The organism is Kitasatospora sp. NPDC057518 (assembly GCF_042802075.1).
Taxonomy (GTDB): domain Bacteria; phylum Actinomycetota; class Actinomycetes; order Streptomycetales; family Streptomycetaceae; genus Kitasatospora.
In genome coordinates, this window is record NZ_JBHVEU010000030.1 from 1 (window position 1) to 15,619 (window position 15,619).

General features: G+C 74.6%; 14 protein-coding genes and 1 riboswitch. Of the genes, 8 read left to right on the plus strand and 6 right to left on the minus strand.

Annotated elements, in window-relative coordinates:
* Window positions 1-93 precede the first annotated feature (93 nt).
* The 3 genes from ACFU7Z_RS05270 to ACFU7Z_RS05280 all read right to left on the minus strand — a co-directional run bounded on the left by ACFU7Z_RS05270 (window position 94) and on the right by ACFU7Z_RS05280 (window position 3,355).
* Window positions 94-1,155: a prenyltransferase gene (locus tag ACFU7Z_RS05270; protein WP_234348709.1), complete on the minus strand. Its 1,062-nt coding sequence runs from the start codon at window positions 1,153-1,155 to the stop codon at window positions 94-96.
* Entirely contained in the window at window positions 1,152-1,895 is a 744-nt protein-coding gene (locus ACFU7Z_RS05275; protein WP_049660417.1) for a class I SAM-dependent methyltransferase, read from the minus strand. The genes ACFU7Z_RS05270 and ACFU7Z_RS05275 overlap by 4 nt, the downstream gene beginning before the upstream one ends.
* Before the next feature lie 149 nt (window positions 1,896-2,044).
* Window positions 2,045-3,355 carry a glycosyltransferase family 4 protein gene (locus tag ACFU7Z_RS05280; RefSeq protein ID WP_074000830.1) on the minus strand — a complete coding sequence of 437 codons (1,311 nt, stop codon included), beginning with the start codon at window positions 3,353-3,355 and terminating at the stop codon, window positions 2,045-2,047.
* Window positions 3,356-3,587: 232 nt separating this feature from the next.
* Between ACFU7Z_RS05280 and ACFU7Z_RS05285 the strand changes: the two genes are divergently transcribed.
* The 6 genes from ACFU7Z_RS05285 (at window position 3,588) to ACFU7Z_RS05310 (ending at window position 10,151) form a co-directional block, all read left to right on the plus strand.
* Window positions 3,588-4,208 carry a TetR family transcriptional regulator gene (locus tag ACFU7Z_RS05285; RefSeq protein WP_380776285.1) on the plus strand — a complete coding sequence of 207 codons (621 nt, stop codon included), beginning with the start codon at window positions 3,588-3,590 and terminating at the stop codon, window positions 4,206-4,208.
* A 113-nt stretch (window positions 4,209-4,321) separates the two neighbouring features.
* Window positions 4,322-4,405: riboswitch (cobalamin riboswitch) on the plus strand.
* A gap of 105 nt (window positions 4,406-4,510) precedes the next feature.
* Window positions 4,511-5,788, plus strand: a complete 1,278-nt coding sequence (locus ACFU7Z_RS05290) for a prenyltransferase/squalene oxidase repeat-containing protein (protein ID WP_380776288.1) — start codon at window positions 4,511-4,513, stop codon at window positions 5,786-5,788.
* The gene (locus ACFU7Z_RS05295; protein ID WP_380776291.1) at window positions 5,788-6,585 is read left to right on the plus strand and encodes an SCO2322 family protein; all 798 of its coding nucleotides are present in this window, start codon (window positions 5,788-5,790) and stop codon (window positions 6,583-6,585) included. The genes ACFU7Z_RS05290 and ACFU7Z_RS05295 overlap by 1 nt, the downstream gene beginning before the upstream one ends.
* A 22-nt stretch (window positions 6,586-6,607) precedes the next feature.
* Window positions 6,608-7,717 carry an energy-coupling factor transporter transmembrane protein EcfT gene (locus tag ACFU7Z_RS05300; RefSeq protein WP_241852709.1) on the plus strand — a complete coding sequence of 370 codons (1,110 nt, stop codon included), beginning with the start codon at window positions 6,608-6,610 and terminating at the stop codon, window positions 7,715-7,717.
* A complete protein-coding gene (locus ACFU7Z_RS05305) occupies window positions 7,714-9,318 on the plus strand; it encodes an ABC transporter ATP-binding protein (RefSeq protein WP_380776295.1) in 1,605 nt (534 codons plus the stop codon). Before ACFU7Z_RS05300 ends, ACFU7Z_RS05305 begins: the two co-directional genes overlap by 4 nt.
* Window positions 9,315-10,151, plus strand: coding sequence for an ECF transporter S component (locus ACFU7Z_RS05310; RefSeq protein ID WP_074000827.1), 837 nt, complete (start codon window positions 9,315-9,317; stop codon window positions 10,149-10,151). The genes ACFU7Z_RS05305 and ACFU7Z_RS05310 overlap by 4 nt, the downstream gene beginning before the upstream one ends.
* On the opposite strand, the gene ACFU7Z_RS05315 is transcribed toward ACFU7Z_RS05310, so the two are convergent.
* The 3 genes from ACFU7Z_RS05315 to ACFU7Z_RS05325 form a co-directional block, all read right to left on the minus strand.
* Entirely contained in the window at window positions 10,148-10,945 is a 798-nt protein-coding gene (locus ACFU7Z_RS05315) for a helix-turn-helix domain-containing protein (protein WP_380776298.1), read from the minus strand. The genes ACFU7Z_RS05310 and ACFU7Z_RS05315 overlap by 4 nt on opposite strands.
* Before the next feature lie 240 nt (window positions 10,946-11,185).
* Window positions 11,186-11,725 carry a hypothetical protein gene (locus ACFU7Z_RS05320; protein WP_380776301.1) on the minus strand — a complete coding sequence of 180 codons (540 nt, stop codon included), beginning with the start codon at window positions 11,723-11,725 and terminating at the stop codon, window positions 11,186-11,188.
* Window positions 11,726-11,823: 98 nt separating this feature from the next.
* A complete protein-coding gene (locus ACFU7Z_RS05325; protein ID WP_380776304.1) occupies window positions 11,824-12,912 on the minus strand; it encodes a methyltransferase domain-containing protein in 1,089 nt (362 codons plus the stop codon).
* 151 nt (window positions 12,913-13,063) lie between these two features.
* On the opposite strand from ACFU7Z_RS05325, the gene ACFU7Z_RS05330 reads away from it, so the two are divergent.
* The gene (locus tag ACFU7Z_RS05330) at window positions 13,064-14,377 is read left to right on the plus strand and encodes an XRE family transcriptional regulator (RefSeq protein WP_380776307.1); all 1,314 of its coding nucleotides are present in this window, start codon (window positions 13,064-13,066) and stop codon (window positions 14,375-14,377) included.
* Between the two features lie 106 nt (window positions 14,378-14,483).
* The gene (locus ACFU7Z_RS05335) at window positions 14,484-15,608 is read left to right on the plus strand and encodes an RICIN domain-containing protein (protein WP_380776310.1); all 1,125 of its coding nucleotides are present in this window, start codon (window positions 14,484-14,486) and stop codon (window positions 15,606-15,608) included.
* Window positions 15,609-15,619 lie beyond the last annotated feature (11 nt).

Consider the following 15,619-nt stretch of genomic DNA (forward strand, 5'->3'; position numbering starts at 1 on the left):
GTTCTCCGGTCCCGCCCCTTCCGCGTGTACGCGCCGTGTCCGCGCCCTGTCCGCCCGTCCCGCGCGCGCCGTTCCGCGCGCAGTGCGCCGGGCTCAGCAGCAGTCCGCGACCACCAGCCCGGCCGGCAGCTGCTCCCCGCCGAAGACCGCGACCGTCGCCGGGTCCCCGCCGAGCGCGGCGACCGCGAGCAGCAGCGCCCCGGCCGTCCAGGTGGTGCGCTCCTCCGGCCAGATCGCGTCGTCCTCGAAGACGTACCCGGTCCAGTACGAGCCGTCCTCGTGCCGCAGGTGCTTCTGGATCCAGCGCAGGATGTCCACCGCGCGGTCGGACTGGCCGATGGCCCAGAGCGCGAGCGCCAGCTCGGCGCTCTCGCCGCCGGTCACCCACGGGCGGTCGCTGACGCAGCGCACGCCGAGGCCGGGGACGACGAAGCGCTCCCAGTCCCGCTCGATCCGGGCCACCGCCGCCTCGCCGCGCAGGCCGGTGCCGAGCACCGGGTAGTACCAGTCCATCGAGTAGCGGCCCTTGTCCAGGAACCGCTCGGGGTGGTGGGAGACGGCGTGCCCCAGCCGGCCGGCCGCGAGCTCCCAGTCGGGCTGCGGCTCCTCCAGGTACTCGGCGACGGCCAGGCCGCAGCGCAGCGCGTGCAGGATGCTGGACGAGCCGGTGAGCAGCGCCTCGTCGGTGGCGGTGCCGTCCCCGTCGACCCGCCAGGCGATCGGGCCGCCGGGCAGCCGCAGCCCGACGATGAAGTCCAGGGCGCGCCGGACGACCGGCCAGATCCACTCCAGGAACGCGTCGTCGCCGGTGCTGAGGTGGTGGTGCCAGACCCCGACCGCGATGTACGCGCAGAAGTTGCTCTCCTTGGCCCGGTCGGTGACCGCGCCGTCGGTGTACGCGGCGTACCAGGAGCCGTCCGGGTTCTGGGCGGCGGCGAGCCAGCGGTAGGCGGCCTCGGCGGCGGCGTGCTCGCCGGCCGTGTCGAGGGCCATCGCCGCCTCGGTGTGGTCCCAGGGGTCGAGGTGGTGGCCGGCGAACCAGGGTATGGCGCCGTCGGGGCGCTGCTCGGCCAGGATGCTGCGCACGGTGTCGGCGGCCTGCTCGGCGTCGAGCACCCCGTCGAGCAGCAGCACCTCGGGGACGGCGGCCGTCACGCCGTCCCGCCCGGCGCGCGGTTGGGCTTGGAGGCGTACGCGACGAAGCTCTTGCCGATCACCGGGTTGAGGGCCCGCTCGGCGGCCCTGGTGAGGCTGCTGATCACCGGGGTGCCGACGATGTCCCAGACCAGCAGCTGGTGGTAGGCCTTGACCGGCAGCGCCTTGTCGTTGTCGACGCCGACCGCGCACTTGATCCACCAGTACGGCGAGTGCAGCGCGTGCGCGTGATGGGTGCCGTACGGCTCCAGGCCGGCGTCCTTGAGCTTCTCGAGCAGCTCGTCGCCCCGGTAGATCCGGATGTGGCCGCCCTCGTTGGCGTGGTACTCGTCGGACAGCGCCCAGCAGATCTTCTCCGGGAGCCAGCGAGGCACGGTGACGGCGAGCAGGCCGCCCGGCTTGAGGACCCGGAACATCTCGTTGAGCACGCCCTTGTCGTCCGGGATGTGCTCCATCACCTCGGAGATGATGATCTTGTCGAAGTACTCGTCCTCGAACGGCAGCGCCAGCGCGTTGCCCTCCATCGCGACCGCCGACGCGCCCTCGGGGGCCTCACCGGCCTGCTCCATCGCCGCGAACCACTTCCTGACCTCGGCGATCTCCTCGGTGTTCTGGTCGAGGGCGATCACGTTGGCGCCACGGCGGTAGCACTCGAACGCGTGCCGGCCCCCGCCGCAGCCCAGGTCGAGCACCCGGTCGCCGGGGGCGAGCGGGAAGCGCGAGAAATCGACGGTCAGCACTGCAGGACTCCCATTCCTATTGCTACCAAGCGTTCTTGACGCTTCGTCACGCCACTCCCGGCACGTCACGCTTCGTCGGGCAGGCTCGCCCTGCCGCCACCGCTCCGCCTCCGCCGACCGGCCGTCACCGACCTGCCGCGGGCGGGCGGCTAGGCCACGTACCGCCAGCCCGGCCCCGAGCGGGCCCGGGCGCCGACGCCGGTGGCGAGCGCCGCGCGGTAGGCCTCGGCGGTCAGCTCGGCGGCCCGCTCCCAGGTGAACCGGGCCAGCACCCGCTCCCGTCCGGCCGCGCCGAGCCCGGCCCGCAGCTCCGGGTCGTCCAGCAGCCGGCCGAGCGCGGCGGCCAGCGCGTCCGCCTCCCCCGGCGGCACCGCCAGGCAGGACTCCCCGTCCGGCCCGGCCACCTCGGGGATCGCCCCGCCGGTGGTCGCGACCAGCGGGGTGCCGGTGGCCATCGCCTCGGCGGCGGGCAGCGAGAAGCCCTCGTAGAGCGAGGGGACGCAGGCCACCTCGGCCGAGCGGTAGAGGTCGACCAGCTCCTGGTCGGTCAGCCCGCTGCGGAACTCGATGTGCCCGGCCAGCCCGAAGCGGCGCACCGCCTCGGCCACCGGCCCGTCCTCCTTCTGCGGCTTGCCGACCACCACCAGGTGGGCGTCCCGCTCGGTGCGGACCTTGGCGAGCGCCTCGACCAGGAAGACCAGGCCCTTCAGCGGGACGTCCGCGCTGGAGGTGGTGACGATCCGGCCGGGGACGCGCTCGATCTCCGCCGAGGGCGACCAGAGCCGGGTGTCGGCGCCGATCGGCACCACCGAGATCGCGCCGGGCGCGACGCCCAGGTGCTCGGCGATCTCGCGCTGCGAGGTGCCGGAGACGGTGATCACGTGGTCCAGCCGCGCGGCGACCCTCCGCTGCATCCGGGTGAAGGCGTACCAGCGGCGCAGCGAGAGCCGCTTGCCGCGGGTGGTGGCGGCGTCCAGCTCCAGCTGCCGGTCCACGGTGATCGGGTGGTGGATCGTGGTGACCAGCGGGAAGCCGTGCCGGGCCAGGCCGAGCAGGCCGTAGCCGAGGGTCTGGTTGTCGTGCACCACGTCGTAGCGGCCCTTGTGGGCGGCCAGGTAGCGGCGGGCGCGCAGCGAGAAGGTGAGCGGCTCGGGGAAGCCGCCGGTGCGCATGGTGGCGAACTCCAGCACGTCCACCGGGCCGCGGAACTCGTCGCGGGCCGGGGTGCGGAAGGGGTCGTCGGCGCGGTAGAGGTCCAGGCTGGGCAGCTCGACCAGGCGCACCGAGCCGGGGCCGTCGACCTCGTCGAGCACCGGGAAGGGCTGGGCGCCGATCACGTCCACGTGGTGGCCGAGCCTGGCCAGCTCCCGGGAGAGGTGCCGTACGTACACGCCCTGACCGCCGCAGAAGGGGTCCCCTCGGTACGACAGCAGGGCAATCCGCAGCGGCTGCGCGGTCATCCTGGGCCCTCTTCTCTAGCTGCTTACGGTGCTGCCGGTCGTGCTTCCGGTCGCTAAAGTAGATCAGGTTTCAGTGGCTGGGGAACTCGTCGTCGACCACGTGAACAATGAGAGACCTCGAAGATACCGGCCCGTAGCTTTCCCTCAGGAGCCAGGGCTGGTGATTCCCGCCACGCCGGATCCTGCCGACCATGTGGAGCACGCCGCCACTCTCGCCCGCCCGGGAGCACCCTTGCCGCCACCCCCTCCTTCCACCTCTCCGCAGCTCTCGCCCCCGCGCGAGCCGCCGCTGACCGCGCGCCAGGCCGAACGGCGCCGGCGCATCCTGCGGGCCGCCACCGCGCTGGCGGTGCGGGGCGGGTACGAGGCGGTGCAGATGCGGGAGGTCGCGGAGGGCGCCCAGGTCGCCCTCGGCACGCTCTACCGGTACTTCCCGTCCAAGGTCCACCTGCTGGTGGCGGTGATGCTGGAGCAGCTCCAGGGCCTCCAGGAGCACATCCGGCGGCACCCGCCGACCGACCGCGAACCGGCGCCGCGGGTCGCCGACGCCCTCACCCGGGCCTTCCACGCGCTGCAGCGCGAGCCGCTGCTGGCCGAGGCGATGGTCCGGGCGCTGTCCTTCGCGGACCGCTCGGTGGGGGCCGAGGTGGACCAGGTCAGCACGGCCACCGGGCAGCTCATCCTGGACGCGATCGGCCAGTCCGGGCCGCCCACCGAGAGCCAGCGCGCGGCGGTGCGGGTGATCGAGCACACCTGGCACTCGGCGCTGGTCGCCTGGCTCTCCGGGCGCGCCTCGATCGCCGAGGTCCGGGCCGACCTGCACACCGCGGCCCGGCTGCTCGCCCTGCCGTGAGCTGCCCTCCCCTCTACTGCGACTGGAACCTGTTCCTGCCTGCTGCGGGGCGCCCGTGGCGCTCCGGCGGCTAGAGTCGACAGTCGGCACAACTCCATCCCGCTCCTCCCCCGGGGAAAGCCGGTGCGAATCCGGCGCTGACCCCGCAGCCGTGAGACCGGCGCCGCCATCGGCCGCCCGGACGAGTCGGAGCACCCGGGGAGGGGCGAGCGGCCAGTCCGGACGCACGCGCCCGGCACCGTCGAGGACTACGGAACGGCCCCGCCCGGGCCACCACCGCTCACCGAAAGGCACACCGCACCATGCTGACCGCCGCCCGCCTGGGCGCCGCCGCCCTGTCCGCCGCGCTGCTCACCGGCCTCGCCGCAGGACCGGCCCTCGCCGACAGCCCCACGCCGACCCCCGCCGCCGTTCCCGACGGGCTGTACGGCAAGAGCGACCCGACGTACGACGGCGTCTGGCGGCAGTCGCTGGCGCTCACCGCGCTGACGGCGGCCAAGGTCACCCCGGCCGACTCGGCCGTCGGCTGGCTCACCGGGCAGCAGTGCGAGGACGGCGGCTGGCCCTCCTACCGGGCCGCCGGCGCGGCCTGCGACCCCAAGACCGAGGACAGCAACGCCACCGCCGTCGCCGTCCAGGCCCTGGTCGCCCTCGGCGGGCACCAGGAGGCCGTCGACAAGGGCGTCGGCTGGCTCAAGGCCAACCAGAACGCCGACGGCAGCTGGGCGTACAACCCGGGCAGCCCCGGCGACGCCGACTCCACCGGCCTCGCCGTCAACGCGCTGTTCGCCGCCAAGACCGACCCGGCGGGCGTCGCCAAGGCCGGCAGGTCCGCCTTCGACGGGCTCGCCCTCTTCCAGCTCGGCTGCACCGCCCCCGCCGACCAGCGCGGCGCCTTCGCCTACCAGACCGACCCGGCCGGCGGCGCCCTCACCCCGAACGCCCTGGCCAGCGCCCAGGCCGCGCTCGCCGCGAGCGGCGGCCACCTGCCGGTCGCCGGCACGGTGCACGCCGACGCCGCGCCCAAGGCCCTGGCCTGCGCCGACGCCCCGGCCGCCCCGGCCGCCCAGGGCTCCTCGGCCTCCTCGGCCCCGGTTTCGCACGCGGAGTCCGGCGAGGCCGTCGGCGCCTACCTCACCGCCCAGCTCGCGGCCGGCGGCGACCACCTCACCCTCACCACCCCGGGCGCCGCCCCCACCCCCGACTACACCGCCACCGCCTGGGCCGCCCTCGCCCTCAGCCAGAGCGGCCACCCCCAGCAGGCCGCCGGCGCCGTCGACTGGCTCGGCAAGGAGGGCGCCACCTGGAGCAAGGGCGGCACCGACGCCGGCGCCACCGCCACCCTCCTGCTGGTCGCCCAGGCCGCCCACCGCGACACCGCCGCCCTGACCGGCCAGCTCACCGCCCTCGGCCCGGCACCCAAGGCCACCGGCGCCTCCGCCACGGCGACGGCGACCGCCCCGGCGAAGAAGAAGGACGGCGGCATCGGCCAGTACTGGCTGATCGGCGTCGGCCTGCTCATCGGCGTCGGCGGCGGCCTCCTCCTCAGCCTCCAGCGCAAGCGCAACACCCACCTCTGATGCGTCCCGCCTCCCACGCCGCTCCCGGCGGGCCGGGGCCCGGCCTGCCGGGCGGAGGCGCCCGCGCCCGCGCCCGCCGTCGCACCGCCCTCGCCGCGCTGCTCCTCCCCCTCCTCGGGGCGGTGCTGCTGCTCGCCTCCGCCGCTCCGGCGCAGGCCGCCGGGTACCGGTACTGGTCGTTCTGGCGCGGCGCCGAGGGCGGCAGCTGGACGTACCAGCAGCAGGGGCCCTCCGTCGCGGTGCCGCCGGACGGGGCCGTGGACGGGTGGCGGTTCGCGCTGAGCCCGGACGGCGGGCAGGACGCCGCGAAGCCCCGGACGGCCGGGAGCTTCGCCGACATCTGCGCGGACACGCCCGCGCAGGAGGGCCGCAAGCGGGTGGCCGTCGTGCTGGACTTCGGCACCGCCGAGGACGCCGGCTCGTCCGCTTCCGGTTCGTCCGTCTCCGGCTCGTCCACCTCCGGTTCGTCCGCCGTCGGTTCGTCCGCCGCCTCGGTGCCCGAGCAGCGCACGGCGTGCGCCACCGTCGCGCCCCGCGCCACCTCGGCCGAGGTGCTGGCCACCGTCGCCCCGCCGCTGCGCTACGACACCAACGGGCTGCTGTGCGCCATCGCCGGTTACCCGAAGGCGGGTTGCGGCGACCAGGTCGGCGCGGCCGGCGCCGCCCAGCCGGCCGCCGGATCCGCCAACCAGAGCACCGGCAGCGGCCCGGACGTCGGCCTGATCGCCGGTGGCGCGCTGGTGGCCGTCCTCGCCGGCGGCGCCGTCTGGCAGGCGCGCCGCCGCCGTCACCCCTAACGTCCCCCACCCAGGAATCACCGTGAGCAGCACCGCCGTCCGTACCACCCGGCCGCCCACCGGCCCCCGTCAACTGCACCCCGGGGCCTGGTGGTTGTGGGCGCTGGGGCTGGGCGCGGCGGCCACCCGCACCACCAACCCGGCAATCCTGCTGCTGCTCGTCGCCGTCGCCGGGTACGTGGTCGCGGCCCGGCGCGGCGATGCGCCGTGGTCGCGCTCGTACGGGGCGTTCCTGCGGCTGGGCCTGCTGGTGCTCGGCATCCGGCTGGTCTTCGCGGTGTTCCTCGGTTCGCCGGTCCCGGGCACCCATGTGCTGTTCACGCTGCCCGAACTCCCGCTGCCCGTCTGGGCGCAGGGCGTGCGGATCGGCGGCCGGGTCACCGTCGAGGGGCTGCTCGCGGCGCTGTACGACGGGCTGCGGCTGGCCACCCTGCTGGTCTGCGTCGGCGCCGCCAACTCGCTGGCCAGCCCGGCCCGGCTGCTGCGCGCCCTGCCCGGCGCGCTCTACGAGGCGGGCGTCGCCGTCGTGGTGGCGATGACCTTCGCGCCGAACCTGATCGCGGACGTCCGCCGGCTGCGTGCCGCGCGGCGTCTGCGGGGCCGCTCCGACAAGGGCGTCGCGGCCGTGCTGAGCGTCGGACTCCCGGTGCTGGAGGGCGCGTTGGAGCGGTCCATCGCACTGGCCGCCGCCATGGACACCCGGGGGTTCGGCCGCACCGCCGACGTCCCGCGCCGGCTCGCCCGGGCGACGGCCGCGCTCACCCTGGCCGGACTGCTCGGGATCTGCCTGGCCGCGTACGGGCTGCTGACGGCCGGCGGCGCGGGCTGGGCGCTGCCCGTCCTGCTGCTCGGCCTGGCCGCCGCCTTCGCCGGCCTGCTGCTGGGTGGCCGACGGTCCGTCAGAAGCCGCTACCGGCCCGACCCTTGGGCCGTCCCCGAGTGGCTGACGGCCGGTTCCGGGGCGGCCGTGGCGGCCCTCACCACCTACCTGGCCGCGCGGGACCCGGCCGCCTTCGCCCCCACCGTCGTCCCGCCGACCGTCCCCGCGCTGCCACTGGCCGCCGTGCTGACCGTGCTGCTCGGCCTGGTACCGGCGTTCGCCGCCCCGACCCCGCCCCGGAGGGCATCGTGATCACCTTCGAGCAGGTCTCCGTCCGGTACGCGGACTCGGCCGCACCCGCCCTGAACGGCGTCGACCTCACCGTCCCCGAGGGCGAACTCTGCCTGCTGGTGGGCCCGTCCGGCTCCGGCAAGTCCACCCTGCTGGGAACGGTCAGCGGCCTGGTGCCGCACTTCACCGGCGGGGTGCTGCACGGCCGGGTCACCGTCGGCGGCCGGGACACCCGCGAGCACCGTCCGCGCGAACTCGCCGACCTCGTCGGCACGGTGGGGCAGGACCCGCTGGCGCACTTCGTCACCGACACCGTGGAGGACGAACTCGCCTACGGCATGGAGTCCCTGGGCCTGCCGGGCGACGTGATGCGCCGCCGGGTCGAGGAGACCCTCGACCTGCTCGGCCTCGCCGACCTGCGCGACCGCGCGCTGAACTCCCTCTCCGGCGGCCAGCAGCAGCGCGTCGCGATCGGCTCGGTGCTCACCGTGCACCCGCGCGTGCTGGTCCTGGACGAGCCCACCTCGGCGCTCGACCCGGGCGCGGCCGAGGAGGTGCTGTCCGTCCTCCAGCGGCTGGTGCACGACCTCGGCACCACCGTGCTGATGGCCGAACACCGGCTGGAGCGGGTCGTCCAGTACGCCGACCAGGTGCTGCTGCTCACCCCCGACGCCCCGCCCGTCCTCGGCGAGCCCGCCGAGGTGATGGCGCACTCCCCGGTGCACCCGCCGGTGGTCGGCCTCGGCCGGCTCGCGGGCTGGCGGCCGCTGCCGCTCTCGGTCCGCGACGCGCGCCGCAAGGCCGCGCCGCTGCGCGCCCGACTGGACGGCCGGACGCCCGCTCCCGCCGACCTCCGCGCCACTGCCGCCCCCCTCGCCGTCACCGACCGCCTCGCCGTCCGGCGCGGCCCCGTCCCGGCCCTGCGCGGCGTGGACCTCTCCCTCCACCCCGGCGAGATCACCGCCCTGATGGGCCGCAACGGCGCCGGCAAGTCCACCCTGCTGGGCAGCCTGGTCGGCCTGCACGCCCCCTCCTCCGGCAGCGTCAGGGTCGGCGGCCGCACCCCGCACCGCACCCGCCCCGCCGAACTGATCCGCGAGGTCGGCCTCGTCCCGCAGGACCCGCGCGACCTGCTGTACGGCGAATCGGTCGCCGCCGAGTGCGCCGCGGCCGACAGCGACGCCGGAGCCGCCGCCGGCACCTGCCGCGCCCTGGTCGAGCGCCTGCTGCCCGGCATCGACGACGACACCCACCCGCGCGACCTCTCCGAGGGCCAGCGGCTCACCCTCGCCCTCGCCGTCGTGCTCACCGCCCGGCCCCCGCTGCTGCTCCTCGACGAGCCGACCCGCGGCCTCGACTACGCCGCCAAGGCCCGGCTGGTGGAGATCCTGCGCGGCCTCGCGGCCGAGGACCACGCCGTGCTCCTCGCCACCCACGACGTCGAGCTGGCCGCCGAACTCGCCCACCGCACGGTGATCCTCGCCGAGGGCGAGATCGTCGCGGACGGCCCGACGGCGGAGGTCGTGGTCTCCTCCCCCGCCTTCGCCCCGCAGGTCGCCAAGGTGCTCGCACCCGGGCCGTGGCTCACCGTGCGGCAGGTCGCGGAGGCGCTGGACGCATGAGCACTCGTCCCGTCCCGCTGGGACGCCGGTCCGTCGCGGCGCTGCTGTCGGTCTCCTTCGTCGGCGTCGCCGCCTTCGGCTGGCCGCTGCTCGCCTCCACCAAGTCGGCGCTGGTCGGCCACTCCACCGACGCGCCCTGGCTGTTCGCCCTGCTGCTCCCCCTCCTCCTCGCCGTCGTCATCGCCCAGATCTCCGAGGGCCGCTCGGCGGGCGGAGGCGCCCCCGGCCTGGACGCCAAGTCCGTGGCCCTGCTGGGCGTCCTGGCCGCCGCCGGCGCGGCGCTGCGCCCCCTCGGCGCGGGCACGGCGGGGCTGGAGCCGATGTTCTTCCTGATGGTGCTGTCCGGGCGGGTGCTCGGCCCGGGCTTCGGCTTCGTCCTCGGCTCGCTGTCGATGTTCGCCTCCGCGCTGCTCACCGGCGGGGTCGGGCCGTGGCTGCCGTTCCAGATGCTGGCGATGGGCTGGGTCTGCCTGGGCGCGGGCCTGCTCCCGGGGGCCTCCTCGCTGCGCGGCCGCCGCGAACTCGTGGTGCTGGCGTCCTATGGCGCCATTGCGTCCCTCCTCTACGGCACGATCATGAACCTCCAGGGCTGGCCGTACATCGGCGGCCTGGCCGGCTCCATCTCCTTCGTCCCCGGCGACCCGCTGCCCGCCAACCTGGTCCGCTTCGCCGCCTACTGCCTGACCACGTCACTGGGCTGGGACCTTCCGCGTGCCGCACTCACCGTGGTGCTCTGCCTCACCCTCGGCACCCCCGTCCTGCGCGCCCTGCGCCGCACCACCCGCCGCGCCGCCTTCGACGCCCCGGTCACCTTCCGCCCGCCGGAGCGCTAAGCCCGGCACGCCCCGCACACCTGCCCGGCTCCCGCCACGGGCCGCCCGCACATCCCGCCCCGGCCGGGGCACTCGTGCCGGCGGGGCCCTGTATCTCCCGCCGCTTCGGGGACAGCGGGCACCCTCGCCAACCGCCCCGCCAGGACCGCCCCCACGCTGTGGGTGACCTTCTCCGGCAGCGGCGCCGCCAGGATGCCCAGCAAGGCGCTCCGGGACCAGCCCTGTGCCAGCAGCCGCTCCACCCTCGCGGCCTGATCACCGAGCGGCTTCCCCGCCAGGGCCATCTTCGGCTCCCGGCACCCGAGTTCGAGCAGCAGCGCCATGCCCGCCGTCAACTTCTCCGGGGGACGGACGGAAGGTTCTTCCACGTCCTTGGTTTCCCGTTCCTTGGAAGGGCTTCCCGCCTTCCCGACGCCTGGCCCACCTGGAGCTGGACCACCGGCGGCCGGGGGCACGGGAAGCGGCGGCACCGTGTGCACCGCCTTGCCCGTCGTCACCGGCACCTCGTGCACCGAGACGACCGTCCGCACCTGCCCGGTCAGCGGGTCCCGCTGGGTGCGCCGGACGTAGTGCCCGGCCGCCTCCAACTCCCTGAGCGCCCGCGCCACGCTCGTCCGACCCTCCACGCTCTTGGCGGCCAGCGTGCGGACGTCTTCGCGCGCCCCGTCCGGCAGGCTGAGCAGGTAGCTGAGGAGCCCCCGCGCGGCCCACGACAGCGAGTGCTTGCGGACGACATGCCCGTTGTCCAGGATCGTGTACCCGGGAACGTGCTTTGGGATACGGTGAATCTGCATCGTGGAGGTCTTCTCTCCTGGTGCCAAACCCCGGGGTGTTGGAGCACCGCCGGGGTTACTTGTGCCCATGCACCGGGCGCTTCTCCAAGCACCCGACACCGCAATTTTCACCGCAACGCCGTAACACCTCGTCAAACTCCCACCCACATCACCCTTTCGTGCGGCGCGAGCGCACTCACCCCAGCGCCCCCACCAAGCACACAAGCCCCGGGCGCACAGGGGCTCTTCCCCTGGTGACGCCTACGCCTTCCTCGCCTTGCGCCGCTTGCCGTACGGCCGTTCCCGGCCCCCGGCCGACATTTCCGCGTCGAACCGGACCTTGCTCATCACCACTCGCGGCTCGGGTACGAGCACGGTCGCGGCCGACCGCCAGGGAACGGCCGAAGCCCAACCGATCAGGGGCATCGTCTCGTCGTAATGCGGAGCGAACCGAGCGACGGAGACGGCGGGCATCCGGTAGTCCAGGCTGCGGACGTGCTCCACGAAGGCCCCAGGGAGCGCCACGTGGTGCGTCTCCAGGTAGTGCGGGAAGTCCAGACGCCACAACCACACACCGTCGGTCATCGGGGAGGAGCATCCCGAGGAATGCCGGTGCACGCTGCCGGTGATGACGTCGCGGCCACCCTCCATGACGTCGATGAGGACATGGCCCGCGTCCAGGTAGGCCACCAGGTCCGCCTCATCCGGCTCCCCCACCGGCCGGACGGCGTCGAGTATCGACCCGTTCGGTGAGCCGGAGCGTTCGTCCAACTCGTCGTAGAAGCCCAGCAGTCCCAACACGGTCTCTCCTTTGCCGCACGGTCCATCCCACAGACAATGATCCTGGCCGCGCCGCCGGGTCGGCGACGCGGCCAGAAGTCCAGTGGGGCCGTCACCCCTCACCCGACCACGCGATCCGGCTCGTCCAGCCACACCCGGTGCTCGCCCGCGACGGTGACGGTCAGGCCGAACCGGTCGAGGCCGGGCTCGCCCTGGCGCCGCCACCAGGCATGGGCGGCGGTCACCTCGTCCCACAGGTCGCGGGGGCCGGACTGCGAGACGGCGTGCTCGCCGTCCCGGTCGGCGAGGCGGCAGTGGGCGTACGAGACGCCGTCCCACACCTCGAACCGCCCCGTACCGAAACGGTCGTAGCCCGCCCACACCTCCCGCCGGAACAGGCCCGGCAGCCGCAGCCCGATCGCGAACGCGGCGTCGGTGCACTCGGCCACGGCGGCGGGGTCGAGGGCGGACGGGCCGTGCCGGACGTCCTCGATCTCGAACTCGCCGCTCCCGGGGCGCTGGTCCCGCACCCACATGAACGCCACATCCTCGACGAACGGCCCGCTCGCGGACCGGCCGTCATCGGCGACGGTGAGCCTCAACAACCCCCCGTTGCAGAACGCCGTGCCGTACGGGACGACGATCACGCCGCCGGGCACCGTCTGCTCGATCAGCGCCCCGGGGACGCGTTGCACGGCCGCGGTGACATGGATCCGGTCGTACGGCGCGCCCGCCGGATGGCCGAGCATGCCGTCGCCGACAACGGCCGTGACCGGCAGGCCGTTCGCCACCAGGCACCGCCGCGCGGCACCGGACAGTTCAGGATCCAGCTCCACGGTGGTCACGTTCTCCACCCCGAGCCGGCGCGCCAGCAACGCGGCCGTCCACCCCGCACCGGTGCCGATGTCCAGCACCCGCATGCCGTCGGCGACCCGGAGGTGCCAGAGCATCCGGGCCACGACGGTGGGCATCGAACTGGACGAGGCCGGCGTGCGGCCGTCCTCGTCCAGCCGGGTCACGAGCGGGACGTCCGAGGCGACCAACTCCCCCCAATCGCCCGGCCGTTCCGTCCGGTCGAGCCACTCACCCCCGTGGTGGACCCGGTCCGGAACGAACAGGCGTCGGGGCGCCGCCCGGAACACCGGCTCCCAGTCGACCGACAGCGCCCCGGACTCCCGGAGCGCGTCGGTGAGCGCGTTCCACTTCACGCGGCCATCCCCTTCATGGAGGAACTCGGTCGGTGCGAGTCGAGTACAGCCCAACTCGCCCTCACCGGAAAGCCATTGCCTGTGGTCCCGGGGTTGTCCCGCCCGCACCGGCGGTAGGCTCGCGGTCACTGTCGATGATGGGATTGACCCCGTGGACGACCCGATCCGGCATCCCCTCGCCTACGCGCGCGAACTGCGTCACTGGTCGCAGGGCGACCTCGTCGCGGAGCTGAACAAGGCCGCCCGGCGTCACGGGCTCCGCTCCGGGGCCGACAAGGCGGCCGTCAGCCGGTGGGAGCACTGGCGCAAGACGCCGAACACCGACTCCCAGCTCCTCATCGCCGAGGCCTTCGACGTCCCGCTGTCGGAGTTGGAGGCGTACGGCTGGCCGTACTGGCTGCCCGGGCGGGACGAGCCGCTGCCCCTGGGCGCCGCCCACACCGTCCGAGCACTCCACGACGCCCAGAGAGCCGCCATGGACCGCCGCAGCTTCATGACCTTCAGCGCGATCTCGCTGGGCGGCCTGGCCGCCCAGTGGGCCACGACCGAGCCCGGGCGCCTCACCTCGGCCCTGGACGGCAAGCACGTGGACGGCGAACTCGTGGACTGGCTGGAGGAGACCAGCAGGAAGCTGACGGCCCTGCCCACCGAGCAGCGCCAGCACACCGTCCGTCTGATGGACGCCCACCTGGCCACCGTCACGGAGCTGATCGAGGAGGGCCGCTACGGCGAGGCGACCGGTCGACGCCTCCACCGGCTGGCCGCCTCGCTCGCCACCACCTGCGGCTGGTACCGCTTCGACCAGGGCCGGCACTGGGCGGCCGGAAAGCTGTGGGAGGCCGCGCTGCAGTCCGCGAACGCCGCGGGCGACCGCGACCACGGCGCCGGGGTGCTGTCCGACTTCGCCTACCAGGCCACCTGGCTCGGCGAGGCGGGGGTCTCCGTCGGCCAGCTCGGACACGCCCTGTCCGGCGTCTCGCACCCGACCGCCCGCTCCCTGCTCCTCCTCCGCCGCGCCAGGGCCCACGCGGCGCTCGGCGACCGCGCCGCCTGCTACCGGGACCTGTCCGACGCCGAGTCCGCCCTCGCCGTAGGCGCCGCCGACCCCGCACCCGGGTGGTGCGCGTGGATGGGCCCCGCCGACCTGGCCGTGGACTCCGGCCAGTGCCTCCTGGACCTCGGCCGGCCGGACGAGGCCCGGGCCCGGATCGCGGAGGGGATGGCGCTGCTGCCCCGCGCCAGGGACAAGACGCGCGGCGTCTTCCTGACGTACCAGGCCCGGGGCTACCTGGAGGCCAAGGAAGTCGAGCAGGCCGTGTCCGTCACCGGTGAGTCGCTCGACCTGGCCACCCGGATCGGCGCGCCCCGCTGCGTCGCCCTGGTCCGCGAGCTCGCACCGGCCTTCGAGCCGTACCGCCGGGTCGACGGCGTCCCGGAGTTCCTGGAGCGGCTGCGGGCCTGCTGACCAGTAGCCCGATCCTTCGTCCCCGCACGCCCTGGCGCCGATCCGTCCGATCAAGCGATCATGGTCTTGACGTTCTGTCATATCCCCATGCCGAAAGGTGTCCACGATGCTGGTCGACTGGCCCACCGAGACGTTCGTCCTACGCCTCCACCGCATTCCCGGCCTGGTGGCCGGAGCCGCGCCGGGAAGCCCCGAGGGCACCCCGGTGGTGCTCGCGCCCGAGACCGGTGGCGACGGCGAGCAGTGGGTGGCCGAGCGGTTCCGGGTGCTCAACCACCGGATCCGGCATGTGGCCACCGGCCTCTACCTGACCGCCGAGGAATCGAGCCGGGGCGCCAAGGTCACCCTGCGGCCCAAGTTCTCCGACACCGGCAGCGACTCCTCGTACTGGCGGCAGGCCTGGCGGGCCTTCGTCCAGCGCGACACCGGCCGGCTGATGGCCCTCCACGACTCCTCCAACTGCCTCCTCGGCCTGGCCGAACCGGCGGCCGAACGGCCGGGCGGGCCCCTGATCCTGGAGAAGGGCGCCGGGGCCCTGGACCTGGCCTGCACCGCCTGGGCGCCCGCGCCCCTCCCGGCACCGGAGCCCGCACCCGCCCCGGCGCCGAAGGCCACCGACCTGCCGGTGGGGACGGGACGGGTCCGGGTGCCGGCCCGCCGCTTCGAGAAGCGCGTGCGGACCGTCGAGCAGTTCTTCGAGGAGACCAGCTTCCGGGAGGTCCCCGGCGAGCTCCTCACCCCGGGCACCCGCATCGAGGCCTTCGACTTCGACCAGCACTCCCAGGGCGACTGGTACCAGGAGGGGCGGGAGGGAGATCTCGTGACCTTCATCGACAGCTACGACACGGCGGGCGCCGCGCGCAGGGCCTTCCACCGGCTGAAGGGGGAACCCGCCCGCTACGTGAACTCCGACGAGGTCGACGTCCACTACGTCCCGCCGAAGCTCGTCGCCCGCACCAACTTCCCGGCCGCGCTCTTCGACCGTGTCGGCGGCAGCGGCGCCCTCTTCCGGACGCCGTACCGGCTGCCCAACGGGCACGGCTTCTACAACCAGCCCGAACGCCGCGAGGGTCTCTACTTCCCCAAGCGCGACGGCGCCGGCACCGTCGTGCAGTGGGAGAAGACCTGGATCGCGGACCGGGACACCTCGTCCAAGGTCTTCCTCTGCTTCGACGGCCGCTACTTCATCGACCAGATGGACATCACCTGGGCCGACGACGCGAAGAGCTGACCCCGGACCCG

Coding starts and splice junctions, on each gene's coding strand:
- ACFU7Z_RS05280 (WP_074000830.1), bottom strand. CDS start 3,355: ATGACCGCGCAGCCGCTGCGGATTGCCCTGCTGTCGTACCGAGGGGAC.
- ACFU7Z_RS05290 (WP_380776288.1), top strand. CDS start 4,511: ATGCTGACCGCCGCCCGCCTGGGCGCCGCCGCCCTGTCCGCCGCGCTG.
- ACFU7Z_RS05295 (WP_380776291.1), top strand. CDS start 5,788: ATGCGTCCCGCCTCCCACGCCGCTCCCGGCGGGCCGGGGCCCGGCCTG.
- ACFU7Z_RS05310 (WP_074000827.1), top strand. CDS start 9,315: ATGAGCACTCGTCCCGTCCCGCTGGGACGCCGGTCCGTCGCGGCGCTG.
- ACFU7Z_RS05315 (WP_380776298.1), bottom strand. CDS start 10,945: ATGCAGATTCACCGTATCCCAAAGCACGTTCCCGGGTACACGATCCTG.
- ACFU7Z_RS05335 (WP_380776310.1), top strand. CDS start 14,484: ATGCTGGTCGACTGGCCCACCGAGACGTTCGTCCTACGCCTCCACCGC.